Annotated in this window: 21 protein-coding genes; 4 read left to right on the top strand and 17 right to left on the bottom strand. The window is 71.6% G+C overall.

Annotated features, from left to right (window positions below):
• Positions 1–288: 288 nt before the first annotated feature.
• The gene (locus ACZ7M2_RS42540) at positions 289–1,230 is read right to left on the bottom strand and encodes a 2-hydroxyacid dehydrogenase (protein WP_352049356.1); all 942 of its coding nucleotides are present in this window, start codon (positions 1,228–1,230) and stop codon (positions 289–291) included.
• A 76-nt stretch (positions 1,231–1,306) separates the two neighbouring features.
• On the opposite strand from ACZ7M2_RS42540, the gene ACZ7M2_RS42535 reads away from it, so the two are divergent.
• Positions 1,307–2,314 carry an aldo/keto reductase gene (locus ACZ7M2_RS42535; RefSeq protein WP_471599893.1) on the top strand — a complete coding sequence of 336 codons (1,008 nt, stop codon included), beginning with the start codon at positions 1,307–1,309 and terminating at the stop codon, positions 2,312–2,314.
• A 118-nt stretch (positions 2,315–2,432) separates the two neighbouring features.
• A complete protein-coding gene (locus ACZ7M2_RS42530; RefSeq protein ID WP_471599892.1) occupies positions 2,433–3,584 on the top strand; it encodes a PQQ-dependent sugar dehydrogenase in 1,152 nt (383 codons plus the stop codon).
• A gap of 10 nt (positions 3,585–3,594) precedes the next feature.
• Here ACZ7M2_RS42530 and ACZ7M2_RS42525 read toward each other — a convergent pair whose 3' ends face one another.
• From ACZ7M2_RS42525 to ACZ7M2_RS42455, 15 genes are all read right to left on the bottom strand, one after another.
• Complete coding sequence (locus tag ACZ7M2_RS42525) at positions 3,595–3,831, bottom strand: DUF6191 domain-containing protein (RefSeq protein ID WP_471599891.1); 237 nt, start codon at positions 3,829–3,831, stop codon at positions 3,595–3,597.
• A gap of 38 nt (positions 3,832–3,869) precedes the next feature.
• Positions 3,870–6,953, bottom strand: coding sequence for a helix-turn-helix transcriptional regulator (locus ACZ7M2_RS42520; protein ID WP_471599972.1), 3,084 nt, complete (start codon positions 6,951–6,953; stop codon positions 3,870–3,872).
• A 146-nt stretch (positions 6,954–7,099) separates the two neighbouring features.
• Positions 7,100–7,297, bottom strand: a complete 198-nt coding sequence (locus tag ACZ7M2_RS42515; RefSeq protein ID WP_471599890.1) for a hypothetical protein — start codon at positions 7,295–7,297, stop codon at positions 7,100–7,102.
• 222 nt (positions 7,298–7,519) lie between these two features.
• Positions 7,520–8,116 carry a hypothetical protein gene (locus tag ACZ7M2_RS42510; RefSeq protein WP_471599889.1) on the bottom strand — a complete coding sequence of 199 codons (597 nt, stop codon included), beginning with the start codon at positions 8,114–8,116 and terminating at the stop codon, positions 7,520–7,522.
• Positions 8,117–8,180: 64 nt separating this feature from the next.
• A complete protein-coding gene (locus ACZ7M2_RS42505) occupies positions 8,181–8,747 on the bottom strand; it encodes a GNAT family N-acetyltransferase (RefSeq protein WP_054234584.1) in 567 nt (188 codons plus the stop codon).
• Positions 8,725–10,980 (bottom strand): MMPL family transporter, encoded by a 2,256-nt coding sequence (locus tag ACZ7M2_RS42500; RefSeq protein ID WP_471599888.1) that lies wholly within the window; start codon positions 10,978–10,980, stop codon positions 8,725–8,727. Before ACZ7M2_RS42500 ends, ACZ7M2_RS42505 begins: the two co-directional genes overlap by 23 nt.
• 245 nt (positions 10,981–11,225) lie before the next feature.
• Entirely contained in the window at positions 11,226–12,743 is a 1,518-nt protein-coding gene (gene gatB / locus ACZ7M2_RS42495; RefSeq protein ID WP_471599887.1) for an Asp-tRNA(Asn)/Glu-tRNA(Gln) amidotransferase subunit GatB, read from the bottom strand.
• Positions 12,744–12,759: 16 nt separating this feature from the next.
• On the bottom strand, positions 12,760–13,002 hold the full coding sequence (locus tag ACZ7M2_RS42490; RefSeq protein ID WP_352049348.1) for a hypothetical protein: 243 nt from the start codon (positions 13,000–13,002) through the stop codon (positions 12,760–12,762).
• A complete protein-coding gene (gene gatA, locus ACZ7M2_RS42485; protein ID WP_471599886.1) occupies positions 12,999–14,504 on the bottom strand; it encodes an Asp-tRNA(Asn)/Glu-tRNA(Gln) amidotransferase subunit GatA in 1,506 nt (501 codons plus the stop codon). The genes ACZ7M2_RS42490 and gatA overlap by 4 nt, the downstream gene beginning before the upstream one ends.
• A gap of 5 nt (positions 14,505–14,509) precedes the next feature.
• On the bottom strand, positions 14,510–14,806 hold the full coding sequence (gatC, locus tag ACZ7M2_RS42480; protein ID WP_010984178.1) for an Asp-tRNA(Asn)/Glu-tRNA(Gln) amidotransferase subunit GatC: 297 nt from the start codon (positions 14,804–14,806) through the stop codon (positions 14,510–14,512).
• A 448-nt stretch (positions 14,807–15,254) separates the two neighbouring features.
• Positions 15,255–17,501, bottom strand: a complete 2,247-nt coding sequence (locus ACZ7M2_RS42475) for a putative bifunctional diguanylate cyclase/phosphodiesterase (RefSeq protein WP_352049346.1) — start codon at positions 17,499–17,501, stop codon at positions 15,255–15,257.
• Between the two features lie 260 nt (positions 17,502–17,761).
• Positions 17,762–19,957 (bottom strand): NAD-dependent DNA ligase LigA, encoded by a 2,196-nt coding sequence (gene ligA, locus ACZ7M2_RS42470; RefSeq protein WP_471599885.1) that lies wholly within the window; start codon positions 19,955–19,957, stop codon positions 17,762–17,764.
• A 15-nt stretch (positions 19,958–19,972) separates the two neighbouring features.
• Positions 19,973–20,968, bottom strand: coding sequence for a methionine synthase (locus ACZ7M2_RS42465; RefSeq protein ID WP_471599884.1), 996 nt, complete (start codon positions 20,966–20,968; stop codon positions 19,973–19,975).
• Complete coding sequence (locus ACZ7M2_RS42460) at positions 20,965–21,663, bottom strand: SDR family oxidoreductase (RefSeq protein WP_352049343.1); 699 nt, start codon at positions 21,661–21,663, stop codon at positions 20,965–20,967. Before ACZ7M2_RS42460 ends, ACZ7M2_RS42465 begins: the two co-directional genes overlap by 4 nt.
• A 7-nt stretch (positions 21,664–21,670) precedes the next feature.
• A complete protein-coding gene (locus ACZ7M2_RS42455; protein WP_471599883.1) occupies positions 21,671–22,210 on the bottom strand; it encodes an LOG family protein in 540 nt (179 codons plus the stop codon).
• A 50-nt stretch (positions 22,211–22,260) separates the two neighbouring features.
• Between ACZ7M2_RS42455 and ACZ7M2_RS42450 the strand changes: the two genes are divergently transcribed.
• A complete protein-coding gene (locus ACZ7M2_RS42450) occupies positions 22,261–22,584 on the top strand; it encodes a DUF427 domain-containing protein (RefSeq protein ID WP_352049341.1) in 324 nt (107 codons plus the stop codon).
• A 108-nt stretch (positions 22,585–22,692) separates the two neighbouring features.
• On the opposite strand, the gene mnmA is transcribed toward ACZ7M2_RS42450, so the two are convergent.
• A complete protein-coding gene (gene mnmA / locus ACZ7M2_RS42445) occupies positions 22,693–23,820 on the bottom strand; it encodes a tRNA 2-thiouridine(34) synthase MnmA (RefSeq protein WP_471599882.1) in 1,128 nt (375 codons plus the stop codon).
• A gap of 110 nt (positions 23,821–23,930) precedes the next feature.
• On the opposite strand from mnmA, the gene ACZ7M2_RS42440 reads away from it, so the two are divergent.
• Positions 23,931–24,719, top strand: coding sequence for an N-acetylmuramoyl-L-alanine amidase (locus ACZ7M2_RS42440; RefSeq protein ID WP_471599881.1), 789 nt, complete (start codon positions 23,931–23,933; stop codon positions 24,717–24,719).
• The last annotated feature ends 185 nt before the right edge of the window (positions 24,720–24,904 follow it).

Below are 24,904 nucleotides of genomic sequence, written 5' to 3'. Positions count from 1 at the left end.
ACCGTGACCACCATGGCTGCCGTGGCCGCGTCTGCGCGTGGCCGCGCGCCAGGGTCGTCGGCGGCCCCGCCGCGTCGGATCGTTGGTCCATAGGCCGTGCATCGCCCGTCGCCCCCCTCGCAGTCCGAATGTCCATCCCCGGCGCCGAACGGTGCGCGGCGCAGCCCCTGTCGGGACGATACACCAGTCTCGTCACTCAGGGACATAGTGCCTCTACGCTCCGTGACGATCAGCGGCAGCGCGGACACCGCCCGCATTCGCCGGACTGCGGAGGGTGCCCGAAGCGGGCTACGCGCCCGTCGTAAGGACCACGTTGCCCAGGGGCTCCCGGTTCACGAAACGATTCAACTGCGCGGTCAGAAGCCGCTCGGCGCGCGGCAGGAACGCGGAGGTGGGGCCGCCGACATGGGGGCTGATGAGCACGCCGGGCGTCTGCCACAAGGGATGTCCCTGGGGCAGCGGCTCCGGATCGGTGACGTCGAGGGCCGCGGTGAGGCGCCCGCTGTCCAGCTCGGCGAGCAGCGCCTTGGTGTCGACGACGGGCCCGCGGGCGACGTTCACCAGCAGTGCGCCGTCCTTCATCCGGGCCAGGAACTCGGCGTTCACCAGGCCCCGTGTGCTGTCGGTGAGGGGCGTGGCGAGCACCACGATGTCGGCCTCGGGGAGCAGTGCGGGCAGTTCCGTGAGTGGGTGCACCGGACCGCGCGCCGTGGTGCGCTCAGAGCGCGCGACGCGCGCCACCCGCGCTACCTCGAAGGGCGTGAGCCGGTCCTCGATCGCGGACCCGATCGAGCCGTAGCCCACGATCAGTACGGACTTGTCGGCCAGCGCCGGATGGAATCCGGAGCGCCACTCCCCCTTGTCCTGCGCCCGTACGAAGTCGGGAACGCCCCGCAGCGAGGCGAGGATCAGCGTGAGCGCGAGCTCGGCGGTGCTCGCCTCGTGCACTCCGCGTGCGTTGCACAACTGCACGCCCGGGGACAGGGACTGCACGGCCCGCAGGACGTGGTCGACCCCCGCGGAGAGCGTCTGCACGACCCGCAGAGAGGTCATTTCGGCCAGCGGCCGCTGCCCGACGCCGGGCGCCTTCATATAGGGGACGACGTAGAACTCGCAGTGCGCGGGATCCGCGGGAAACTCCTGGTCGCCGTCCCAGAAGCGGTAGCTCAGGCCCTCGGGGAGGCCCTCGATCTCGTCGGCGTGAAAGGGAAGCCACACATCGGAAGTCATGGTCAGGAGGCTATGCCAGGCGCCCGGTCGCGCAGAGGTTAGGTTGGGGTGCCGGAAGAAGGAGGGTCAGGGCCAGGTGGAGCGCAGGACGATCGGCGCGGCAACGCTCGATGTGGGGGCGATCGGGCTCGGGTGCATGCCGATGAGCTGGGCGTACACCGGTTCGCGACAGCGCGGTGAGGAGTCGCTGCGCGCGGTGCACGCGGCGCTCGACCGGGGGTCGACGCTGCTCGACACGGCCGACATGTACGGGCCCTTCACCAACGAGCTGCTGATGGGGCGGGCGCTGAAGGAGCGGCGCTCCGAGGCCTTCGTGTCGACGAAGGTGGGGCTGCTGGTGGGCGAGCAGCACATCGTGGCCAATGGGCGCCCCGGCTATGTGAGGCGGGCCTGCGACGCTTCGCTGCGCCGCCTCCAGACCGATGTGATCGACCTGTATCAACTGCACCGCGCGGACCCGGAGATTCCGGTCGAGGAGACGTGGGGCGCGATGGCCGACCTGGTGTCGGCCGGAAAGGTGCGCTCGCTCGGGCTGTGCGCGGTGGGCGCCAGGTCCGCCCGTCGTGCGGGGGCGCGGCTGCACGACGGAACGATCCGGCAACTGGAGCGGGTGCAGCAGGTCTTCCCGGTGAGCGCGGTGGAGGCGGAGCTGTCGGTGTGGTCGACGGAGGCGCTGGACGCGCTGCTGCCGTGGTGCGCGGCGCGCGGGGTGGGCTTCCTGGCGGCGATGCCCCTGGGCAACGGCTTCCTGACCGGCACGCTCACCCCCGGCGAGGGGTTCGAACGCGATGACCTGCGCGCCCGCCACCCCCGCTTCACGGCCGAGATGATGGCCGCGAACCAGCCCATCGTCGTCGGGCTGCGGCGCATCGCCCGGCGCCACGGCCTGCCCGGGAACGCGGTCACGCCGGCCCAGGTGGCGCTGGCCTGGGTGCTGGCCCAGGGGCGGCACGTGGTCCCGGTGCCGGGGGCCAAGCGGGAACGGTGGGTCACGGAGAACGCCGGGGCGGCGGGGCTGCGGCTGACGCCGGAGGACCTGGCGGAGGTGGCGGCGCTGCCAGGGGCACGGGGGTCCTGGGACTGAGGCCGCCCCGCTCCGGAGGGACCGGGTGTTTCCGGTTCGGGAACCCCTGGGACTCGCGCGGTGTATGAACAGTAGGACCGCCGCGTCGAAGGGACCTCTGATCGTGCAACGTCGAGTGATGAAGGCCGTGTTGGCCGCGGCAGCACTGGTGGTGACCGCCGGCTGTTCCTCCGGTGGCGCAGGAGGGGTGCCGATCGGCGGCCTGAGCCCGTCGTCGAACGGTACGGGGACGGGGGCGTCGTCCGCCCCGCGGGCCACCGAGACGGCCGCGCCCGCCAAGGGCTCGGTGAAGGTGGTGCGCACCGTCACCGAGGACCTCAAGTCGCCCTGGGGCCTGGCGCCGCTGCCGGAGGGCGGCCTGCTGGTGTCGTCGCGGGACGAGGGGACGATCACGCGGGTCGACGAGAAGACCGGCAAGAAGACCGAGCTGGGCCAGGTGCCCGGCGTGGCCCCCGCCGGCGAGGGCGGCCTCCTCGGCATCGCGCTCTCCCCCGCGTACGCCTCCGACCACATGATCTACGCGTACTTCACGACGGCCTCGGACAACCGCATCGTCCGCATGCTGTACGACGAGAAGAAGCCGTCCGGGGAGCAGCTCGGGGCGCCGGACACGATCTTCAAGGGCATCCCCAAGGGGATGATCCACAACGGTGGGCGGATCGCGTTCGGTCCCGACCGGATGCTGTACGCGGGAGCGGGCGAGACGGGTGACCGGGGGCAGGCCCAGGACACGAAGGCGCTCGGCGGCAAGATCCTGCGGATGACGCCGGACGGCGATCCGGCGCCCGGCAACCCCTTCGACAACTCGGTGGTCTACTCGTACGGCCACCGCAATGTGCAGGGCCTCGCCTGGGACGACAAGCAGCGGCTGTGGGCGTCCGAGTTCGGTCAGGACACCTGGGACGAGCTGAACCAGATCAAGCCGGGCGACAACTACGGCTGGCCGGTGGTCGAGGGCAGGAGCGACGACCCGAAGTACCACAACCCGGTCGCCCAGTGGCACACGGACCAGGCCTCCCCGAGCGGTATCGCCTACGCCGAGGGCTCCATCTGGATGGCGGGGCTGCGCGGCCGGCGGCTGTGGCGCATCCCGCTGAAGGGCACGGAGGCCGCCGCCGCCCCGCAGGCCTTCCTGAAGGGCGAGTACGGGCGGCTGCGCACGGTGGTCCCGGCGGGCGGCGACAAGCTCTGGCTCATGACGAGCGAGACGGACGGCCGGGGCAGCCCCGGCAAGGGCGACGACAGGATTCTGGAGCTGGAGGTGAAGTAGGCGTCCGGCCTCAGGACTCGTCCGGTTCCGACACGGCTTCCTCCCCCATGTCGGCCTGCCCGCCCTCCTGCTCCTGGTCTCGCTCCTGCTTGGGCAGCCGTACGACCACCTTGCCGGAGGTCAGGTCTATGGGGCCGCGGCCCGGATCACCGTCGTTCAGGTCCACACGGCTCAGTTCGAGCCGCTTGCGTTCGTCGTTGGTGTGCTTGCGGCCTGGTGCGAAGAGCTCCTCGAACATATTGAACACGGCGCCTCCCTCGGCCCGGGTCCCCGCCAGCCTATGCCTCAGCCCGCCGTCCGGGCAGTGGGGGCCTCCTGGGGGAACAACCGCAGCCGGTGCGCCAGCGCCGCCGCCTCCCCCCGGCCCGAGACGTCCAGCTTGGCCAGGATGTTCGAGACATGGACGCTGGCGGTCTTCGGGGAGATGAAGAGCTCTTCGGCGATCTGCCGGTTGCTGCGGCCGGCGGCGACCAGGCGCAGGACGTCGCGCTCGCGGCTGGTGAGGCCGAGGGCCTCGGCCGGGTCGGCGGGAGCCGGGGCCGACGGCTCGGGGGCTCGGCCCAGGGCGAGGCGGGCCCGCTGGGCGAGGAGCGCGACGGTGTCGGCGAGCGGGCGGGCGCCGAGGTGGGCGGCCGCCGCCCCGGCCAGCCGCAGAAGCTCCGTGGCGCGGGCCCGGTCGTCCTCGTCGGCTCCCGCGATCAGCAGGGACTCGGCCAGGCGGTGCCGGACACGGGCGAGGTCGTAGGGGCGCTCCAGCGGTTCGAAGGCGGTGACTGCCTCGGACCACTCGTGCGGGTCGGCCATGCCCTCGGCACGGCGGAGCTCGGCGCGTACCCACTGTTCGTGGGCGAGCCAGACGGGTGCTCCGGTCGCCAGGGACTTGGCGGCCTTGCGCAGCCGCTCCAGGGTCCCGGCGCGGCCCGCCTCGGCGACGGGCAGTCCGCGGGCGTCGGCCTCCGCGGTGGCGGCGGCGAGCAGCAGCGGCCAGCCGTGGCGCTGGGTGCCGGGCGGGAAGCCCGCGTCGAGGACGTCCTCCAGGGCGGCCCGGGCGTCGAGGAGGCGCCCCTCTCCGGCGGCGATACCGATCGCGGTGCGGACCAGGGGCAGCGAGTGCTGCGGCATGGGGTCGTGGGTGCCGAAGTGAGCGCGGGCGGCGGCTAGTTGACGTGCCGCTTCGGCGAGGTCGCCGCGGGCGAGCGCGAGATCCGCGAGGCGCGTGGCACCGCTGCCGGACGGTTTGCCGCTGAGCCCGACACCCAGTGCGTTGCGCGCGGCCTCGACGGCCTCGTCCCACTGGCCGAGCGCGTGGAGCGACTCCGAGAGGTTGCCCCACACCCAGGCCTCGGTGTCCAACAGCCCGGACCTACGGGCGAGTTCGATGCCCTCGCGCAGGACCGTGACCGCTTCCCGGGAGCGGCCGACGGACTCCAGATGGGAGGGCAGGTTGATGTGGACGCGCCCCGTGACCATGGAGGGGGCGTGCCGGAGCACCCGCTCCTTGACCTCGTACATCTCCGCGATGCCCGTCTCCACGTCGCCCGCGTCGACCATGAGGCCGCCGAGCGTGAGCCGGGCGTTCAGCTCGATGTCCCGGGCGCCCACCATGCGCGCGTACTCCACGGCGCGCTCGGCGGCCGAGAGGGCGCCGGGACCCGGTTCGTGCAGCATGCACCAGGCGGCGACCATGGAGAGCACCTCGGCGTGCACCTCCGACGGCGGCAGGCCGCGCACCAGGTCCCGGGCGATGGCGAGCTCCGTCCAGCCGTCCCCGCGGGCCTGTGCCTGCACCACGCGGGAACGCTGGATCCAGAACCAGGCGGCGCGGAGGGGGTCGTCCTCGTCCTCCAGGACGCGCAGCGCCCGCTTGGTGATCTTCAGGGCGCGCTCGCGCTCCCCGCACAGCCGGCCCGCGACGGCGGCCTCGGCCATCAGGTCGAGGTAGCGCAGGGGGGTGGTGGCCGGGTCGCAGCCACAGGGCGGGAAGACCTCGACGTAGTCGATGGGACGCAGTTCGTCCCGTACGGCTTCGGGGGTGGCCTCCCACAGCTCCATCGCCCGTTCCAGGAGCCTGAGTTGCTCGGAGTAGGCGTGCCGGCGGCGGGCCTCGACGGAGGCGTCGAGGACGGCGGGGAGGGCCTTGGCCGCGTCGTGCGCGTGGTACCAGTAGCTGGCCAGGCGGGTGGCGCGCTGGTCGGCCGGGACGAGCGTGGGGTCGCCCTCCAGGGCTTCGGCGTAGCGGCGGTTGAAACGGGAGCGCTCACCGGGGAGCAGGTCGTCGCTGACGGCCTCCCGGACCAGGGAGTGGCGGAAGCGGTAGCCGTCGCCGCCGGGTGAGGCGTGCAGGATGTTGGCGCCGACGGCGACGCGCAGCGCCTCGATGAGGTCGTCCTCGGCGAGCCGGGCGACGGCGGCGAGCAGCGGGTACTCGACGGTGGAGCCACCCTCGGCGACGATCCGGGCGATGCGCTGCGCGCTCTCGGGGAGGCCCTCGACGCGGACGAGGAGCAGGTCGCGCAGGGAGTCGGTGAGCCCGGTGCGGCAGCCCTGGTGGGCGGCGACGGCGAGCTCCTCGACGAAGAACGCGTTGCCGTCGGAGCGTTCGAAGATGTCGTCGACCTGGGCGGGGTCGGGTTCGTGGGCGAGGATGCCGGCGATCTGGCGGCCGACCTCGGCGCGGCTGAAGCGGCCGAGTTCGATGCGGCGGACCGTGCGGAGGCGGTCGAGTTCGGCCAGCAGGGGGCGCAGGGGGTGGCGGCGGTGAATGTCGTCGGCGCGGTAGGTGGCGATGACGACGAGGCGGCCGCTGCGCAGGGTGCGGAAGAGGTAGGCCAGCAGGTGGCGGGTGGAGGCGTCGGCCCAGTGCAGGTCTTCGAGGGCGACGACGACGGTGCGGTCGGCGGCTACGCGCTCCAGGAGACGGGCGGTGAGCTCGAAGAGGCGGGCCATGCCCTCCTCGTCGGGACGGCCGCCGCGGCCGGTCTCGCCCAGCTCGGGCAGCAGCCGGGCCAGCTCGTCCTCCTGTCCGGCGGCCGCGGCGGCGAGCTCGTCGGGGAGCAGTCGGCGCAGGGCGCGCAGGGCGGTGGAGAACGGGGCGAAGGGCAGTCCGTCGGCACCGATCTCCACACAGCCGCCGCTCACGAAGACGGCGCCCTCGCGGACGGCTGCGGTGGCGAACTCCTCGAGCAGGCGGGTCTTTCCCACCCCGGCCTCACCGCCGAGCAGCAACGCCTGCGGCTCTCCCCCGGTGCTGAACGCCTGGGAGGTTCCCCCGGTGGCGCTGCGGGCGAGTGCGTCGTGCAGGATGCCGAGTTCGGCGGTGCGGCCGACGAACACGGGGCTGACGGACCTGGTTTCCACGGGCCCGAGCATCGCACAGGGGTCCGACAGTGCGGCACTGGTTATCGAGCGGGCGGCCGTCGCCCCCTTCGCGTGACGGGCGACCGTCGCCGTGTCGCGGCGGTCACCGTTCGCCGGGAGGCGGCCGACCCCCGTACGGCCGCCCCCCGCCCCCGCGCTCACGCGGCGCGGGCGAACCGGTGCCGACGGGGGCGCCGGCTATGCGCCTGCCCCTCCGGGTCGTTCTGCCCGGACTCGCGCGCTGCGGCGCGGCGTGTGGCGCGACGGCCACGGAGGGCTTCCTGGGCCTGGCGGTGGTTCTGTGCCTCGCGGATCAGCTCGTTGGATCGCATCTGATGGAGCTCGTACTCGAACATGTCGTGTCCCTCGTGAGGAGTCGGTTTCGTCATCGCTTTGTGCGATGCCTCAACCTTCGTCTCCCAGGGGGGTGCGTCACATCGGGAGAGTTCCGCATCTTGCGCACGCGAAGGGCCTTAGAGCGGCCGTAAGTGACTTACGGCGGCCCTAAGGCCCCTCAGAGGTACGGAGATCCAGCCGGGGATCCAGCCAGGATTTCAGCCGGGGATCCAGTCGTGGTGTCAGCTGGTGGACGGCAGTCCGAGAATGATGTCGGAGTACTTGGCGACGGCGAGGACCAGGCCGATGACCCCGAGCGAGACGCCCGCCCAGGCGACCGACTTGATCCAGGCGGCCTGCGGCTTGCCGGGGGCCCCGAAGGCGGGCCGGACCAGGACCACGACGCCGACGATCAGCGCGGCCAGCGCGAAGAGGCCGCCGACCAGCGCGGTGGTCGCCCACGCGTCGCCGTAGACCTCCTTGACCTGCTTGGCGACGCTCGCGGTCGAGGAGGTCCCCAGCTGACCGACGAGGGTCTCGCGGGCGGCGGCCACGGTGGCGACCCAGCTGCCGGTGAGGGACACGACGCCAAGGCCGGCGGAGACGACGGCGGCGGCGCCCTGGCCGACGCCGGGGGTGCCCTTCTCGGCCTCGGGGGTGTCCTCGCCCTCCAGGGCCTCGGCGTCGAGGTCGTCCTGGTCCTCGGTCTCGGTGTCGCCGGTCTCCTCGACCTCGGCGTCCGGCGCCTCGTCGGTCTTGGTGACGTTCACGGTCTCCTCGTCGCTCTGTGCCTCGGTGCCGTTCGCGTCCACGGCTTCGTCAACTGTCTTGGTTCCCATGACCCGCACCGTACGGACGGAGTCTGAGAAGTCTCTTAATGATCGTTGTGAGCGACGACCAAGATCATCGTTGCTCACGCGCGCGTGCCGCCCGCCACTCGGGCGCCAGCACCGACCAGACCTCCATGTCGAGGCGTACACCCCGGTGGGGGTAGCTCTCCCGCAGCACCGCGTCCCGGGTCATGCCGAGCCGCCGGGCGCCGTTCACGCTCGGCACGTTCGCGGAGGCGGCGATCCACTCCACCCGATGGATCCCGCGCTCCTCGACCGCCCAGTCGATGAGGATCCGCATCGCCCTGGTGACCAGACCTCGTCCGGTGCCGGCGGGTTCCAGCCAGCAGCCGACCTCGCAGTTGCCGTGCTCGGCGTCGAAGTTCAGGAAGAGCACCCCGCCGACGAGCTTCCCCTCCAGCCACAGGCCGTGCAGGGACCCGGTGTCGGCGGCGCGCATGTCGGCGTACCGCTGGAGTGTCTCGCGCGCGGAGGGCACATCCGTGGCCTTGGACCCGAAGGGGATGTACTGCCCGATGAACTCCCTCCCCCGGTCCAGGTGCGCGAGGAACTCCTCCGCGTGCCAGGGCTCCAGGGGCCGCAGTTCCGCGCCGTCGTCACCCAGGGATATCGCGTACATCCCGTTGCCGCTCCTTCTCCAGCTCGTCCTCCAGTACGTCCGCCACCTCGGCGTCCGTCGCAGCGGCCAGCCTCTCATGGGCGACGCGGCACTCGGGCGGCTCGACGCTGATGCGCGGCAGCCACCGGTCGAGCCGGCGGGGCAGCCACCAGTTGGCGCCGCCGAGCAGATGCATGAGGGCGGGGACGAGCAGGGTGCGCAGGACGAAGGCGTCGAGGGCGACGGCGGAGGCGAGGGCGATGCCGAACATCGCGATGACGCGGTCGCCGCTGAGCACGAAGGCGAGGAAGACCGAGATCATGATGACGGCGGCGGAGTTGATCACCCGGCTGGTCTCGGCGAGCCCGACCCGGACGGCACGCCGGTTGTCGCCGGTCTCCAACCACTCCTCGTACATCCGGCTGACCAGGAAGACCTGGTAGTCCATGGAGAGCCCGAAGAGGACCGACACCATGATCACGGGAAGGAAGGGTTCGATCGGACCCGCGCGGCCGAGGCCCAGCAGCTCACTCCCCCAGCCCCACTGGAAGATCGCGACGACCACCCCGAACGCGGCGGCCACGGCGGCGATGTTCATCACGGCGGCCTTCAGCGGGATACCGAGCGAGCGGAAGGCGAGCAGGAGCAGGGCACAGCCGAGGCCGATGACGACGCCCACGAAGAGGGGCAGCCTGCCGACGATGACGGCGGCGAAGTCGTCGTAGCTCGCCGTCACCCCGCCGACGCGCACGTCGAGCCCGCTGCCCGCCTCGACGCGTGGCAGCACCTCGGTGCGCAGCCGGTCCACGAGGTCGCTGGTCTTCTGGGACTGCGGCGCGGAGTCCGGGACGACGGTGAGGTACGCGGTGTCGCCTCCGGTGTCGTACGTCACCGGGGTCACCGAGGCGACCCCGGCGGTCGCCCGGAGCGTGCTGTCCAGACTGCCGAGGGCGAGCCTGTCCTCGGCGCCGCCGACGCGGGTGACCAGGGTCAGCGGCCCGTTCACGCCCGGCCCGAAGCCCTTGGCGAGGAGGTCGTACGCCTGCCGGGTCGTCGCCGACCTGGGGTTGTTGCCCTGGTCGGCGGTGCCGAGGTGGAGGGAGAGCGTGGGCAGCGCGAGCAGCGCCATGACGACCACGGCGACCGCGCCGAGCAGCTTGGGGTGACGCTCCACGAACACCGACCAGCGGGCGGCGAGTCCGGTGGGGAGCTCCGGCTGGGGCCCGTGCTCGTACAGCCTGCGCCGCTCGCGTCGGCTGAGGGCTCGCGGCCCGATGAAGGACAGCAGGGCGGGCAGCAGGGTCACGGAGGCCGCGACGGTGAGGACCACGGTCAAGGAGGCCGCGATCGCCACACCGTTCAGGAAGCTGAGCCGCAGGATGAGCATGCCGAGCAGGGCGATACAGACGGTGGCGCCCGCGAAGACGACCGCGCGGCCGGTGGTGGCGACGGCGTTGCGGGCCGCCTCGGCCACGGCCAGCCCGCGTTTCAGCCCGCGCCGGTGCCGGGTCACGATGAACAGCGCGTAGTCGATGCCGACGCCGAGGCCGATCAGTATGCCGAGCATGGGCGCGAAGTCGGCGACCATCATCGCGTGCCCCAGGAGCACGATCGAGGCGTACGCCGTCCCGACGCCGACCAGGGCGGTGGCGATGGGCAGCAGGGAGGCGGCGAGCGAGCCGAAGGCGAGGAAGAGCACCACGGCGGCCACGACCACGCCGACGACCTCGGCGAGGTGCCCGCCGGAGGACTCCGTGAGCCCGATGGCGCTGCCGCCCAACTCCACCTGGAGCCCCTCGGTCTCGGCGGCCTCGGCGGCGTCGACGACGGCCTGTGCCTCGCCCCTGGAGAGGTTGTCGGCCTGGTCGTCGAAGGTGACGGTGGCGTACGCCGTACGTCCGTCGCCGCTGATCCGGCCCGTGCCCTGCCCTTCGTAGGGGCTGACGACGGAGGCCACGCCGGGCAGCGCGGCGATCTCGTCGAGGGCGCGGGTCATGGTCTGTTCGACGGCGGCGGAGCGGACGGTGCCGGGGCCGATGCGCCAGACGACGGTGTCGCTGTCGCCGCCGAGACCGGGGAAGCCCTGCCGCAGAAGCCGGTCGGCGCGGCTCGATTCGGTGCCGGGGGCCTCGTAGTTGTTCGAGTACACGGAGCCCGCGACGGCCGCGGCGGCGCTCACCCCGCCGAGGGCGAGGAGCCACAGCAGAACGGTGACGAGGCGGTGCCGTACGCACCAGCGTGCAAGGGCTGCCAACGGACAAGCTCCCTGAGTGATTTATGGATCTTTACCGGGAGTTGCCCGCAAAGAAACGCATGACGAATACGTCATCACTCTTGCAGCCAGAAGCGACCGTTCATCTCGTTCGTGGGTCTGCTCCCGAGAGTGCGAGTTAGTTCACACGACAATCCGATGAACTCTGTCGCATCAAGGGGCCCGAGCACGCCTGAGGGGATGCATCGGAGCCGATGCATCCCCTCAGGTGGGTACTTGACGGGCACTCAGCCCTCGCTGACGCCCAGCTTCTCCAGGATGAGTTCCTTGACGCGGGCCGCGTCGGCCTGGCCACGGGTGGCCTTCATGACCGCGCCGACCAGGGCGCCGACCGCGGCCACCTTGCCGCCGCGGATCTTGTCCGCGACGCCCGGGTTGCCGGCGATGGCCTCGTCGACGGCGGTGGTGAGCGCACCCTCGTCCGAGACGACCTTCAGACCGCGCTGGTCGACGACCTCGTCCGGAGTCCCCTCGCCCGCGAGCACGCCCTCGATGACCTGGCGGGCGAGCTTGTCGTTCAGGTCTCCGGAGGCGACGAGCTGCGTCACCCGGGCGACCTGCGCCGGAGTGATGGGCAGGTCCTCCAGGGCCTTGCCCGACTCGTTGGCGCTGCGCGCCAGTTCACCCATCCACCACTTACGGGCGGACGCGGCGTCCGCACCGGCCCCGATCGTGGCGACGATCGGGTCGATGGCACCGGCGTTCAGGATCGACTGCATGTCGTGCGCCGAGACACCCCACTCCTCACGGAGGCGGTTACGACGCGCGAGCGGCTGCTCGGGCAGGCCCGCCCGCAGCTCCTCGACCCAGTCGCGGGACGGGGCGACGGGGACGAGGTCGGGCTCCGGGAAGTACCGGTAGTCCTCGGCCTCCTCCTTCACGCGGCCCGAGGTCGTGGACCCGGTGTCCTCGTGGAAGTGGCGGGTCTCCTGGATGATCGTGCCGCCGCTGTTGAGAACCGCGGCGTGCCGCTGGATCTCGAAGCGGGCCGCACGCTCCACGGAGCGCAGCGAGTTGACGTTCTTCGTCTCGGAGCGCGTGCCGAACTTCTCGCGGCCGTGCGGGCGCAGCGACAGGTTCACGTCGCAGCGCATCTGGCCCATCTCCATGCGGGCTTCCGAGACGCCGAGCGCCTTGATGAGCTCGCGCAGCTCGGCGACGTACGCCTTGGCGACCTCGGGAGCGCGCTCGCCCGCACCCTCGATCGGCTTGGTGACGATCTCGATGAGGGGGATGCCCGCGCGGTTGTAGTCGAGCAGCGAGTGCGAGGCGCCGTGGATACGGCCGGTCGCGCCACCCACGTGGGTGGACTTGCCGGTGTCCTCCTCCATGTGGGCGCGCTCGATCTCCACGCGGAAGACCTCGCCGTCCTCCAGCTGTACGTCGAGGTAGCCGTTGAAGGCGATCGGCTCGTCGTACTGGGAGGTCTGGAAGTTCTTCGGCATGTCCGGATAGAAGTAGTTCTTCCGGGCGAAGCGGCACCACTCGGCGATCTCGCAGTGCAGCGCGAGGCCGATCTTGATGGCGGACTCGACGCCGGTCGCGTTGACGACGGGCAGCGAGCCGGGCATGCCGAGGCAGGTCGGGCAGGTCTGCGAGTTGGGCGCGGCGCCCAGCTCGGTGGAACACCCGCAGAACATCTTGGTCTTGGTGCCGAGCTCGACATGGACTTCGAGGCCCATGACGGGGTCGTACGTCGCGAGAGCGTCCTCGTACGACACCAGCTCGTCGGTCGTGGTGGTCACGGTGAAAACTTCCCTCTCAGCCCAGCAGGACGTCGTCGTCGCCCAGGCGCCTGAGCTCCCGGTAGAGGATGGCGAGGCCGGTGACGATGGCGGCGGCGGACACGGCCGCGTCGATGAGGCGCAGCGTGTCGTGCTCCGAACGGGCCTTCTTGGCCTGCTTGGCGACGCCGATCGCACCGAACGCGGTGCTCGCGATGGACAGGTACGTGCCGGACTTGGACTTCTTGAAGCCCTTGGCCTTGGTCAGAGCCTTACTCACAACGACGGAGCCTCCTCGAGCAGCGGGTGGCCCCACTTTTCCACGAAGGCGGCCTCGACCGCGGCGCCGACCTTGTACAGCCGGTCGTCCTTCATCGCGGGGGCGATGATCTGCAGACCGACCGGGAGGTTGTCCTCCGGCGCGAGACCGCAGGGCAGCGACATGGCGGCGTTGCCCGCCAGGTTGGTCGGGATGGTGCACAGGTCCGCGAGGTACATCGCCATCGGGTCGTCGGCGCGCTCGCCGATCGGGAAGGCGGTGGTGGGCGTCGTCGGGGAGACGATGACGTCGACCTTCTCGAACGACTTCTCGAAGTCGCGGGTGATGAGCGTACGGACCTTCTGGGCGCTGCCGTAGTACGCGTCGTAGTAGCCGGAGCTGAGCGCGTACGTGCCGAGCATGATGCGGCGCTTGACCTCGGGGCCGAAGCCCGCCTCACGGGTGAGGGAGGTGACCTCCTCGGCCGACTTCGTGCCGTCGTCGCCGACCCTGAGGCCGTAGCGCATGGCGTCGAAGCGGGCGAGGTTCGACGAGCACTCGGACGGGGCGATGAGGTAGTACGCCGCCAGCGCCAGGTCGAAGGACGGGCAGTCCAGCTCGACGATCTCGGCGCCGAGCTCCTTGAGCAGGGCGACGGCCTCGTCGAAGCGCTGCACGACACCGGCCTGGTAGCCCTCGCCGCGGAACTGCTTGACGACACCGACGCGCATGCCGGCGACGGAGCCGTTGCGGGCCGCCTCGACGACCGGCGGGACCGGGGCGTCGATGGAGGTGGAGTCGAGCGGGTCGTGGCCCGCGATGACCTCGTGCAGCAGCGCGGCGTCCAGGACCGTACGCGCGCAGGGGCCGCCCTGGTCGAGGGAGGAGGAGAACGCGACCATGCCGTACCGCGACACCCCGCCGTACGTCGGCTTGACGCCGACCGTGCCGGTGACGGCGGCGGGCTGGCGGATGGAACCGCCCGTGTCCGTACCGATGGCGAGAGGCGCCTCGAACGAGGCGAGCGCGGCGCTCGACCCGCCGCCGGAGCCGCCGGGGATACGGGTGAGGTCCCAGGGGTTGCCGGTGTGGCCGTACGCGCTGTTCTCGGTGGAGGACCCCATGGCGAACTCGTCCATGTTGGTCTTGCCGAGGATGACGACGTCGGCGGCCTTCAGCTTCTTGGTGAGGGTCGCGTCGTACGGCGGGATCCAGCCCTCGAGGATCTTCGAACCGACGGTCGTCGGGATGCCCTCGGTGGTGAAGATGTCCTTGAGCGCGAGCGGCACACCGGCGAGGGGGCCGAGCTTCTCGCCCCGCTCCCGCTTGGCGTCGACGGCGCGGGCCTGTGCGAGGGCGCCCTCGCGGTCGACGTGCAGGAAGGCGTGCACCTTCTCGTCGACGGCCTCGATCCGGGCAAGGTGGGCCTCGGTGACCGCGACGGCCGTGAGCTCGCCCGCGGCGATCTTCGCGGCGATCTCGGCCGCCGTCAGCTTGATGATGTTGACGTTGGTGTCCGTCATGGTGATTAGTCCTCCCCCAGGATCTGCGGCACCTTGAAACGCTGCTGCTCCTGGGCCGGGGCGCCGGAGAGCGCCTGCTCGGGGGTGAGCGACGGACGGACCTCGTCCGCGCGCATGACGTTCGTCAGCGGCAGCGGGTGAGAGGTCGGCGGTACGTCTTGGTCGGCGACCTCGCTGACGCGGGCGACCGCGCCGATGATGTCGTCGAGCTGGCCGGCGAAGTGGTCGAGCTCTTCGGCCTTCAGCTCCAGACGCGCCAGCCGTGCGAGGTGGGCGACCTCCTCGCGCGTGATGCCAGGCATGCAGCGATCCTCTGGGTGAGAGTGTGTGGTTTGGCCCAATCCTATGGGTCCGGGGCCGATGCCCGCGCACGGGTTTGCCTCAGGCCCCTCTCCCACCCGCACCACCCGTGACGGTTCGTGTACGAGGTGGAAGTCGCCGGTGGGGATTCCTCGCCGTCGGCGCCACCCCGTCCGGGGACGGACACCACCCCCCAGAACCCGCGGACCGAACACGGCGGAGCGCGCAGCCCCCCGCGCCCCTGCCGGAGGCGCCTCCTCCGCCGTGAAGAAGCTGCCATCCATCCGTGGCCAGGTGCGCAGCACCCCGTGCGCCTGCCGGGGTGCGGACGCCGAAGGCGCTGTACCTCCCCGGGAGAGCTCACCTTGTCGGGAGACCGCCACGGGCGGTGCGCGGGCTGGAGAACCGGGCGCCCCCACCGACCCGCACCCGACGAACAAGCCGGCGGAGCTACTCCGCGGCCGGCAGCGCGGCGCGCGGCCGCTGCCAGCCGCGCGACCCCCGCGCCAGCAGCCACGCCGTCGCCTCCTCCGGAGGCATCGCCGCCGCGACCAGCCACCCCTGCACCGCGTCACACCCGAGATCCCGCAACCGCTCCCACGTCTCGTCGTCCTCGACACCCTCCGCCACGACGAGCAGCCCCAGCGAATGTGCGAGATCGACGGTGCAGCGCACGATTTCCGCGTCCTCGTTGTCCACGGCGAGCCGCGCGACGAACGACCGGTCGATCTTCAGCTCGCTCACCGGCAGCCGCCGCAGATGCACCAGCGAGGAGTACCCCGTACCGAAGTCGTCCAGCGACATCTTCACGCCGTGCCCGGTCAGTCCGGCCAGTGTGTCCGCGGCCCGCTGCGGGTCCTCGAGGAGCACATGCTCCGTTATCTCCAGCTGCAACGCCCCCGCGGGGACCCCGTGCCGGGCGAGCCGCGCGGCGACCGAACCCGCGAAGCCGGGGGTGTGGACGTCCCGCGGGGACACGTTCACCGCGACCGGTACGCACAGTCCCTGCGCCCGCCAGCGCGCGACCTGCGCGAGCGCCGTCTCCAGCACGTACTCGGTGAGGTGCGGCATCAGTCCGGACGACTCGGCGATCGCGATGAACTCGTCCGGCGGCACCTTCCCCCGCTCGGGATGCACCCAGCGGACCAGCGCCTCGAGCCCGGCCACCTGTCCGTCGAAGCGGACCTTGGGCTGGTAGTGCAGTTCGACGTCACCGGCGTCCAGCGCCCGGCGCAGATCTCCCAGGAGACCGAGCCGGTCCGGTGTGTTCGAGTCCCGCTTGGACTCGTAGACCTCCACCCCCGTACGGTCACGCTTGGCCTGGTACATCGCCACGTCCGCCCGTCGCAGCAGTCCCTCCGCGTCCAGCGCGTGGTCGGGGAAGACGGCGAGCCCGGCGCTGGCCTCCAGGACGAGGGTGAGTCCGTCGAGGTCGAGCGGCGAGCCGAGGGCGGCGACGAGATTGCGGGCGACCCGCGTGGCCGACGTGGTGGAGTCGGCGACGGGGAGTAACACGGCGAACTCGTCCCCTCCGAGCCGCGCGGCCTCCGCCCCGCGCGGCAGCGCCAGCCGCAGCCGGTCGGCTATCTGAAGGAGCAGTCGGTCACCGGCGAGGTGCCCCAACGTGTCATTCACCGAACGAAAGCGGTCGAGGTCGATCAGCATCAGGGCGGAACGCGCGCCGATGCGCTCGGCGTCGTCCAGAGCCGTCCAGGTCCGTTCGAGCAGCCACTGGCGGTTGGGCAGCCCGGTGAGCGGGTCGCGCAGTTGCTCCTCGGCCCGGACGCGGGCGATCCACAGGGTGGAGTCGAGTGCGATGAGGGGGATCGAGAACAGCGGCAGCAGCATCGGCTGGGCGATCGCGACCACGCAGATCAGCGGCGCGATACCGAGCAGCGCGACGGCGACCAGGCCCTGCCTGACCAGCGCCGTGCGGGTGGCGGTCGGCAGTCCGCCGGTGCCCGGCGCGTGCAGGTACCAGAGCAGGACGCGGGTGACCGCGAGATAGGCGGTCGCGACCAGCACCACCTGGGGTGCTGCGTAGAAGTTCCAGCTCTCCGGGTTCCAGGGCGCCTCCACGGACGGCACTCGCCCGAACATGGCGAGGACCAGCGCTCCGGCGCCGATGCCGAGGATGTCGACCGCGCCGTGCAACACCCCCTGGCGCCAGCGGCCTCGGCGCGCGGCGCCGACCAGCGCGACGACGGTCAGACTGACCATCCCGGCGGCCACCCAGCCGTACAGCAGCAGGACCGCGAGGGTGAGCGCGGCGCCGGAGCCCGTGCCGCCCCACCAGCGGGCGCGGCCGAGGGCGACCAGATGGCCGACGATGATGCCGGTCAGCACCGCCAGCGACCAGCCGACCGCACCGGACGGGAAGAGGGCGTGGTGGCCGCCGAACGCACGGTAGAAGCCGCCGCCGAGGACGAACGCGGCTGCCCCGACGACCGCGGCGGGCAGCGTGGGCCAGGAGAGGTGCCGTTCGGGTTCGTGACCGGACAGGTCCCCGCCACGCCCTGCGGCGAGCCTGTCGGCACCCGGGGCGGGGGCGGCTACGGTGAGGGGTGGTGCGGAGCCCTGCCCGCCCGTGCCGGGGCGCTCCGACGGACGCCCCGTCCGGAGGCCAGCCCTCCACGCGCCGGTCATCCGGCGCAGGCGCAGCCGTGAGTCCGGGGCGGCGCTCTCGGTCGGTTCCATTCCCGTCCCTCTCACAGCCGGCGGTGCCCACGCCACGCGGCCCGTTGCCGGCGACAACTGCCAACGGCACCGCGTCTGAAAACCCTTCCCCAGACTCTTGCGGAGCAGGGGATGCCCCAACCGCAGCTGGGCACGGCAGGCGCACATCTCAACAGTAGGCCGCAGAAGGCTTCTACGGGCAGCGGTCGACGACGGTTGCCCGAATGCGACCCGGCCACCCGTATGCATCTGATATGCGCCGAACGGGTGGCCTTCAACCGCTACTCCTCGGTCGGGAGGGCGACTTCCGCGGCGGCCTCCGGTCCCTGTTCGAGCAGAACGGCGAAGCCGTCCTCGTTCAGAACCGGCACCTTCAGCTGCATCGCCTTGTCGTACTTGGACCCCGGATTGTCGCCCACCACCACGAAAGACGTCTTCTTCGAGACCGAACCGGTCACCTTCGCTCCCCGGCTCTGAAGGGCCTCCTTCGCGCCGTCCCGCGTGTGGTGTTCGAGCGTGCCGGTGACGACGACGGTGAGTCCTTCGAGCGGCCGGGGACCCTCGTCCTCGCCGGAACCCTCGTCCTCCGTACGGACGCCCGCCGACCGCCACTTGCGGAGGATCTCGCGGTGCCAGTCCTCCGCGAACCACTCCTTGAGCGAGGCGGCGATGATCGGGCCGACCCCCTCGGTGGTGACGAGCTCCTCCTCGGTGGCCTGCTCGATGCGGTCGATGGAGCGGAACTCGCGCGCCAGCGCCTCCGCCGCGACCGGCCCCACATGACGGATCGACAGGCCGGTCAGGATCCGGGCGAGCGGGCGCTCCTTGGCCGCCGCGATGTTGTCCAGCATCGCGATCGCGTTCTTGTTGGGCTCGCCCTGCTGGTTGGCGAAGACCGTGGCGATCTTCTCCTCGCCGGTCTTCGGGTCGCGCTTGGGCAGACCGCTGTCCTGGTCGAGGACGTACGCCTTGATGGGCAGCAGCCGCTCGATGGTGAGGTCGAAGAGGTCACCCTCGTCGGCCAGCGGCGGTTCGGCCGGCTCCAGCGGCTTGGTGAGGGCCGCCGCCGCCACATACCCGAAGTGTTCGATGTCGAGTGCCTTGCGGCCCGCGAGATAGAAGAGACGCTCACGCAACTGGGCCGGGCACGAGCGCGCGTTCGGGCAGCGCAGGTCGACGTCGCCCTCCTTCATCGGCCGCAGCGGCGTACCGCACTCGGGGCACTCGGCGGGCATCACGAACTCGCGCTCGCTGCCGTCCCGCAGGTCGACGACCGGGCCGAGGATCTCGGGGATGACGTCACCGGCCTTGCGCAGCACCACCGTGTCCCCGATGAGGACGCCCTTGGCCTTCACCACGTCCTGGTTGTGCAGGGTGGCGAACTCGACCTCCGAGCCGGCCACCGTGACCGGCTCGACCTGCGCGTACGGCGTGACGCGGCCCGTGCGGCCGACGCCGACCCGGATGTTGACGAGCTTGGTGTTGACCTCCTCGGGCGCGTACTTCCAGGCGATGGCCCAGCGCGGCGCGCGCGAGGTGGAGCCGAGGCGGCCCTGCAGCGGGATCTCGTCGAGCTTGACGACGACTCCGTCGATCTCGTGCTCCACGGAGTGCCGGTTCTCGCCGTAGTACGCGATGAACTCCCGTACGCCGTCGAGGTCGTCGACCACCTTCGCGTACCGCGTGGTCGGCAGGCCCCAGGAATGCAGCAGCGCGTACGCCTCGGAGAGGCGGGCGAGGCCCTCGAAGCCCTCCAGGGCGCCGATTCCGTGGACCACCATGTGCAGCGGCCGGCTCGCGGTGACGCGGGGGTCCTTCTGGCGCAGCGAACCCGCCGCCGCGTTGCGCGCGTTGGAGAAGGGCTTGTCGCCGGCCTCCACCAGGCGGGCGTTGAGCTGCTCGAACTTCTCCATTGGGAAGTAGACCTCGCCGCGGATCTCCACCAGGTCCGGCACGTGGTCACCATGGAGGCGGTCCGGAATCTCCGCGATCGTGCGCACATTGGGCGTGATGTCCTCGCCCGTGCGGCCGTCGCCGCGGGTCGCCGCACGGATGAGGCGGCCGTGCTCGTAGGTCAGGTTGACCGCGAGGCCGTCGACCTTCAGCTCGCACAGGAAGTGGTGGTCCGAGGCGCCCACGTCCTTGGCGACGCGCTCGGCCCAGGCCGCCAGCTCCAGGTCGCTGAAGGCGTTGTCCAGCGAGAGCATGCGTGAGCGGTGCTGGACGGAGGTGAACTCGGTCGCGTACGCGCCCGCGACCTTCTGGGTCGGGGAGTCGGGGGTGCGCAGCTCGGGATACCGCTCCTCCAGGGCCTCCAGCGAGCGCAGCAACCGGTCGAACTCCGCGTCGCTGACGACCGGCTGGTCCTTCACGTAGTACCGGAAGCGGTGCTCCTCGATCTGCTCAGCGAGCTGCGCGTGCTGCTCCCGTGCCTCGGCGGGCAGGGAATTGGGCTGTGCGTCCTTGTCGCCGGCCACCGTGTCGTCCTCCCGTTACTCTGGGTTGTCCGCGAGGGATCTCGCCGCCCGGGCGCAGTGGGCGAGTGCCCGGCGCGCGTACTCCGGGGAAGCGCCCGCGAGTCCGCACGACGGGGTGACCGTGACCGCCTCCGCGAGAAGACCCGGATGCAGCCCCAGCCTGCGCCACAGCGTCCTGACCCCCATGACGCTACCGGCAGGGTCTGACAATGGTCCGTCCGTGCCCGGCACGACACCGGCGAACAGCCGGGTGCCGCCCTCCACCGCCTCACCGATCGCATCGTCGTCACGCTCGGTGAGCAACGAGAAGTCGAACGAGATGGCGGCGGCCCCCGCCCTGCGCAGCAGCGCGAACGGTACGTCGGGTGCGCACGAGTGCACCACGACCGGGCCGTCGGTGTGCACCCCGACGACGTCCCGCAGCGTCGCCTCCACCCGTTGCCGGTCGACGGCGCGGTGGGTGCGGTAGCCGCTGGCGGACTTCACCTGGCCGCGCAGCACCGCGATGAGCGAGGGCTCGTCGAGCTGCAGCACGATCTGGGCGCCGGGCACCCGCCGCCGTACCTCGTCGAGGTGCGTGCGCAGCCCCTCGGCGAGCGATCCGGCGAGGTCCCGGCAGGCGCCGAGGTCGGAGAGCGCCGCCTCGCCGCCCCGCAGTTCCAGCGCGGCGGCCAGCGTCCAGGGGCCCACGGCCTGTACCTTGAGCGGCCCCTCGTAGCCCTGGGTGAACTCCTCCAGCGCGTCGAGGTCCTCGCCGAGCCAGGACCTGGCCCGCTTGGTGTCGCGCCCCGGCCGGTCCCCGATCCGCCAGCCGCTGGGCTCCACGCGCGCGTAGAGCTCGACCAGCATCCCGGCGGTCCGTCCGATCATGTCCGCGCCGGGTCCCCGGGCGGGCAGTTCGGGCAGGAACGGGAAGTCCTCGAAGGATCCGGTCACGGTCTTGGCGGCCTCGCGGGCGTCGCCGCCGGGCATGGATCCGACCCCGGTGGCGGGGCCCCAGGTGAAGCTCATCGTCCCGGCCGCACGGTCAGGTCGTTGACCTCCGCGTCGCGCGGCAGGTCGACGGCCATCAGGATCGTCGTCGCGACGGACTCCGGGTCGATCCACTTCGAGGCGTCGTACTCCTTGCCCTCCTGCTGGTGGACCTTCGCCTGCATGGGGCTCGCCGTCCGGCCGGGGTAGACGGAGGTCACCCGGACGCCGTTCGCGTGCTCCTCGTGGCGCAGGGAGTCCGCGAGGGCCTTCAGGCCGTGCTTGGAGGCGGCGTACGCGGACCAGTCGGCGCCCGCGGCGAGGCCGGCGCCGGAGTTCACGAACACGACGTGGCCCTGGGCGACGCGGAGTTGCGGCAGGAAGTGGCGGGTCAGCTCGGCGGGGGCGATCAGGTTGACGTTGAGCTGGTGACGCCAGGACTTGGGGGTCAGCTCCCCGACGGGGCCGAGGTCGACGACGCCCGCGATGTGCAGGAGCGAGTCGACGCGCTCGGGCAGGGACTGGTGCGAGAACGCCCAGGAGAGCTTGTCCGGGTCCGCCAGGTCGCCGACCAGGGTCCGGGCCCCGGGGAACTCGGCCGCCAGTTCCTTCGCGCGGCCCGCGTCGCGCGCGTGGAGAACGAGGTCGTCCCCGCGCGCGTGCAGACGGCGGGCGACGGCCGCGCCGATGCCGGAGCCCGCCCCGGTGATCACATGTGTAGCCATGGACGCCATGCTCGCATCACCGGGTGCCCACACTCTCCTCCAGGTAGGCCAGCGCGCCCACCGGCTCCTCGGCGAAGAACACCAGGTCGGTGAGCGGGCACGGCAGGAAGCCCTCGGCCTCCATGCGGCGGAACTGCTCCTTCAGGCCGTCGTAGAAGCCCGCCGTGTTGAGCAGGACGACCGGCTTCTCGGTCTTCCCGTGCTTCTTCAGTTCCAGGATCTCGGTCGCCTCGTCGAGGGTCCCGGTGCCGCCCACCATGATCACGACGGCGTCCGCCTTGGCCAGGAGCAGCGCCTTGCGCTCGGCGAGGTCCTTGGCGATCACCATCTCGTCGGCCCCCGCCCGTGCCGTGGCCGCCAGGAAGTCCACGGAGACGCCCAGCAGACGTCCGCCCGCCTCCTGCACCCCGTCGGCGACCACCTTCATCAGCCCCGCGTCGGAGCCGCCCCACACCAACGAGTGACCGCCCTTGCCCAGGAGTTCGGCGAACTCCCGGGCGGGACGGGTGTAGCGGTCGTCGAGGTCGGCGGCGGAGAGGAAGACGCAGATATTCATGTGCCTACGGTACGAGGGAAGAACCCGGGTCCCACGCGCGCTGTACGAGTATGGCCAATGGACACACGATCACGATCGAACAGGGCACGGAGCGGGTACGCGTCGTGCACGGCGACCAGGTGCTGGCGGAGAGCGACCGGCCCCTGGTGCTGCGCGAGACCGGCTGTCCCGTGCGCTACTACCTACCGGCCGAGGACGTCCGCCTCGACCTGCTGACGACCTCCGACACCCACACGCACTGCCCCTTCAAGGGCGACGCGTCCTACTGGTCCCTGCCCGACGCCCCCGACCTCGTCTGGTCCTACCCCGACCCCAAGCCGGACGTCGCGCGGATCAAGGACCACTTCTGCTTCTACGAAGTCCACGTGGCGTAACCGACGAGTCCCGTGCCCGGCAGCGGGCCGGGCCACTTCGGGGCCGTCATCTACGACCGCCGGAGCGGCGCGGCGCTCAACGTCATCTCGTCGGGCGGCGCGCCAGCCCTAGACGCTCGCCGTCGCGCGCGTGGTCGTCGCGATCGTCGCCGAGCCCACCACGCGCGTGCCGTCGTACAGGACGATCGCCTGGCCGGGGGCGACGCCGCGGACCGGCTCGGTGAACGTGACCTCGAGTTCGCCGTCGACCAGCTCGGCCGCGACCTCCGTCTCGCCTCCGTGGGCGCGGAGTTGGGCGGTGTAGGTGCCAGGGCCGGTGGGCGCGGCGCCGCACCAGCGGGGCTTGATGGCGGTCAGCCCGCTGACGTCGAGGGATGCCGCAGGACCCACGGTCACCGTGTTGTTCACCGGCGAGATGTCCAGGACGTAGCGAGGCTTGCCGTCCGCGGCCGGGGTACCGATGCGCAGCCCCTTGCGCTGCCCGATCGTGAAGCCGAACGCGCCCTCGTGGGAGCCGACGACCGATCCGGACTCGTCGACGATGTCGCCCTCCGCCTTGCCCAGGCGGTTCGCCAGGAAGCCCTGGGTGTCGCCGTCGGCGATGAAGCAGATGTCGTGCGAGTCGGGCTTCTTGGCGACGGCCAGGCCCCGGAGCTCCGCCTCCGCGCGGATCTCGTCCTTCGTCGTCACCGTGTCACCCAGCGGGAACAGCGCGTGGGCGAGCTGGCGGTCGTCGAGGACACCGAGGACGTACGACTGGTCCTTGGCCATGTCCGAGGCCCGGTGCAGCTCGCGCGTGCCGTCCTCGTTCACGATCACCTTGGCGTAGTGGCCCGTGCAGACCGCGTCGAAGCCGAGCGCGAGCGCCTTGTCGAGCAGTGCGGCGAACTTGATCTTCTCGTTGCAGCGCAGGCACGGGTTGGGGGTGCGCCCGGCCTCGTACTCGGCGATGAAGTCCTCGACCACGTCCTCGCGGAAGCGCTCGGCGAGGTCCCACACGTAGAACGGGATGCCGATGACGTCCGCGGCGCGGCGGGCGTCGCGCGAGTCCTCGATGGTGCAACAGCCTCGCGCGCCCGTGCGGAACGATTGCGGGTTGGCGGAGAGCGCGAGGTGCACGCCCGTCACGTCGTGACCGGCTTCCGCCGCGCGGGCGGCGGCGACGGCGGAGTCCACGCCGCCGGACATGGCGGCGAGGACGCGGAGGGGGCGGGGGCGCTGCGAGGTCTCAGTCATAGCCCCTCCAGAGTACGGGGCCGTGGGAACCGAAGCCCGCGGGTATCCGTTGATGATCGCAGCGGGGACCGCTGACGGACGGGCGGGTACGGAGGACGGGGGCGGACGCGATGGGTGAGGGCGCAAAGAACACGGGAACCACCGGAGCCACGGGGACCGCGAGGACCACGGGAGCGCCGGATGCCCCTGGGGGTGCCGGGCACACGGACGGCGCCGAGGAGGGGCGCGTCGGCCGGGACCGTGACCGGCGGATCGGACGACGGACGCTGCTGATCGGTGGCGCCGCGGCCGCCGTGGGCACGGCGGTGCTCGCACGCGGTGAGCTCGGCCACCTGTGGTGGCGGCTGCCCGGCGTCGAAAAGCCGCGGGTGGCGGGAGCCGTCGACTTCCGGGGCGCACAGTGGGTGGCCGCCTCGTCGGCGAACTGGAGGCGGGCGGACCGGCCCGACGACTACGGAATAGACCGGGTCGTCATCCACGTCACCCAGGGCAGCTACGGAAGCGCCGTGAAGGTCTTCCAGGACCCGGCACACGGCGCCGCCGCGCACTACATCGTGCGCAAGGACGGACACATCACACAGATGATCCGCGAGCTGGACGTGGCCTTCCACGCGGGCAACCGGGGGTACAACGAGCGGAGCGTCGGCATCGAGCACGAGGGCTTCGTGGAGCGCGCCTCGTCGTTCACGGACGCCATGTACGCGGCCTCGGCGCGGCTGACGGCCGCGATCTGCGGGCGGTACGGCATTCCCGTCGACCGTGCGCACATCATCGGACACGTCGAGGTGCCGGGCACCGACCACACGGACCCCGGGCGGTACTGGGACTGGGACCGGTACATACGGCTCGTACGGCAGGCCCGCACCGCGGCGGAGCCGACGCGCACAGCCGGGACGTAGCCGCCGGAGAGCGCTTTCGATGCGCGCTCACAGACAGCGGCGCACAGGGCTCAAGTCACCTAATCGTGATGCTGTGAGGCACCGGCGGGACGGGCCTGTCCATTGCGTCCCGTGCTGCCGATGTGACCAGCGACACGTCAACTCTCGCTGTTGCCAGGGGAGTTGATCCTGACTTTAAGTCATCG

The organism is Streptomyces sp. NPDC111507 (genome assembly GCF_055638955.1).
The sequence above is the reverse complement of the archived record's forward strand: the minus strand, read 5'-3'. Positions and strand labels throughout refer to the sequence as shown.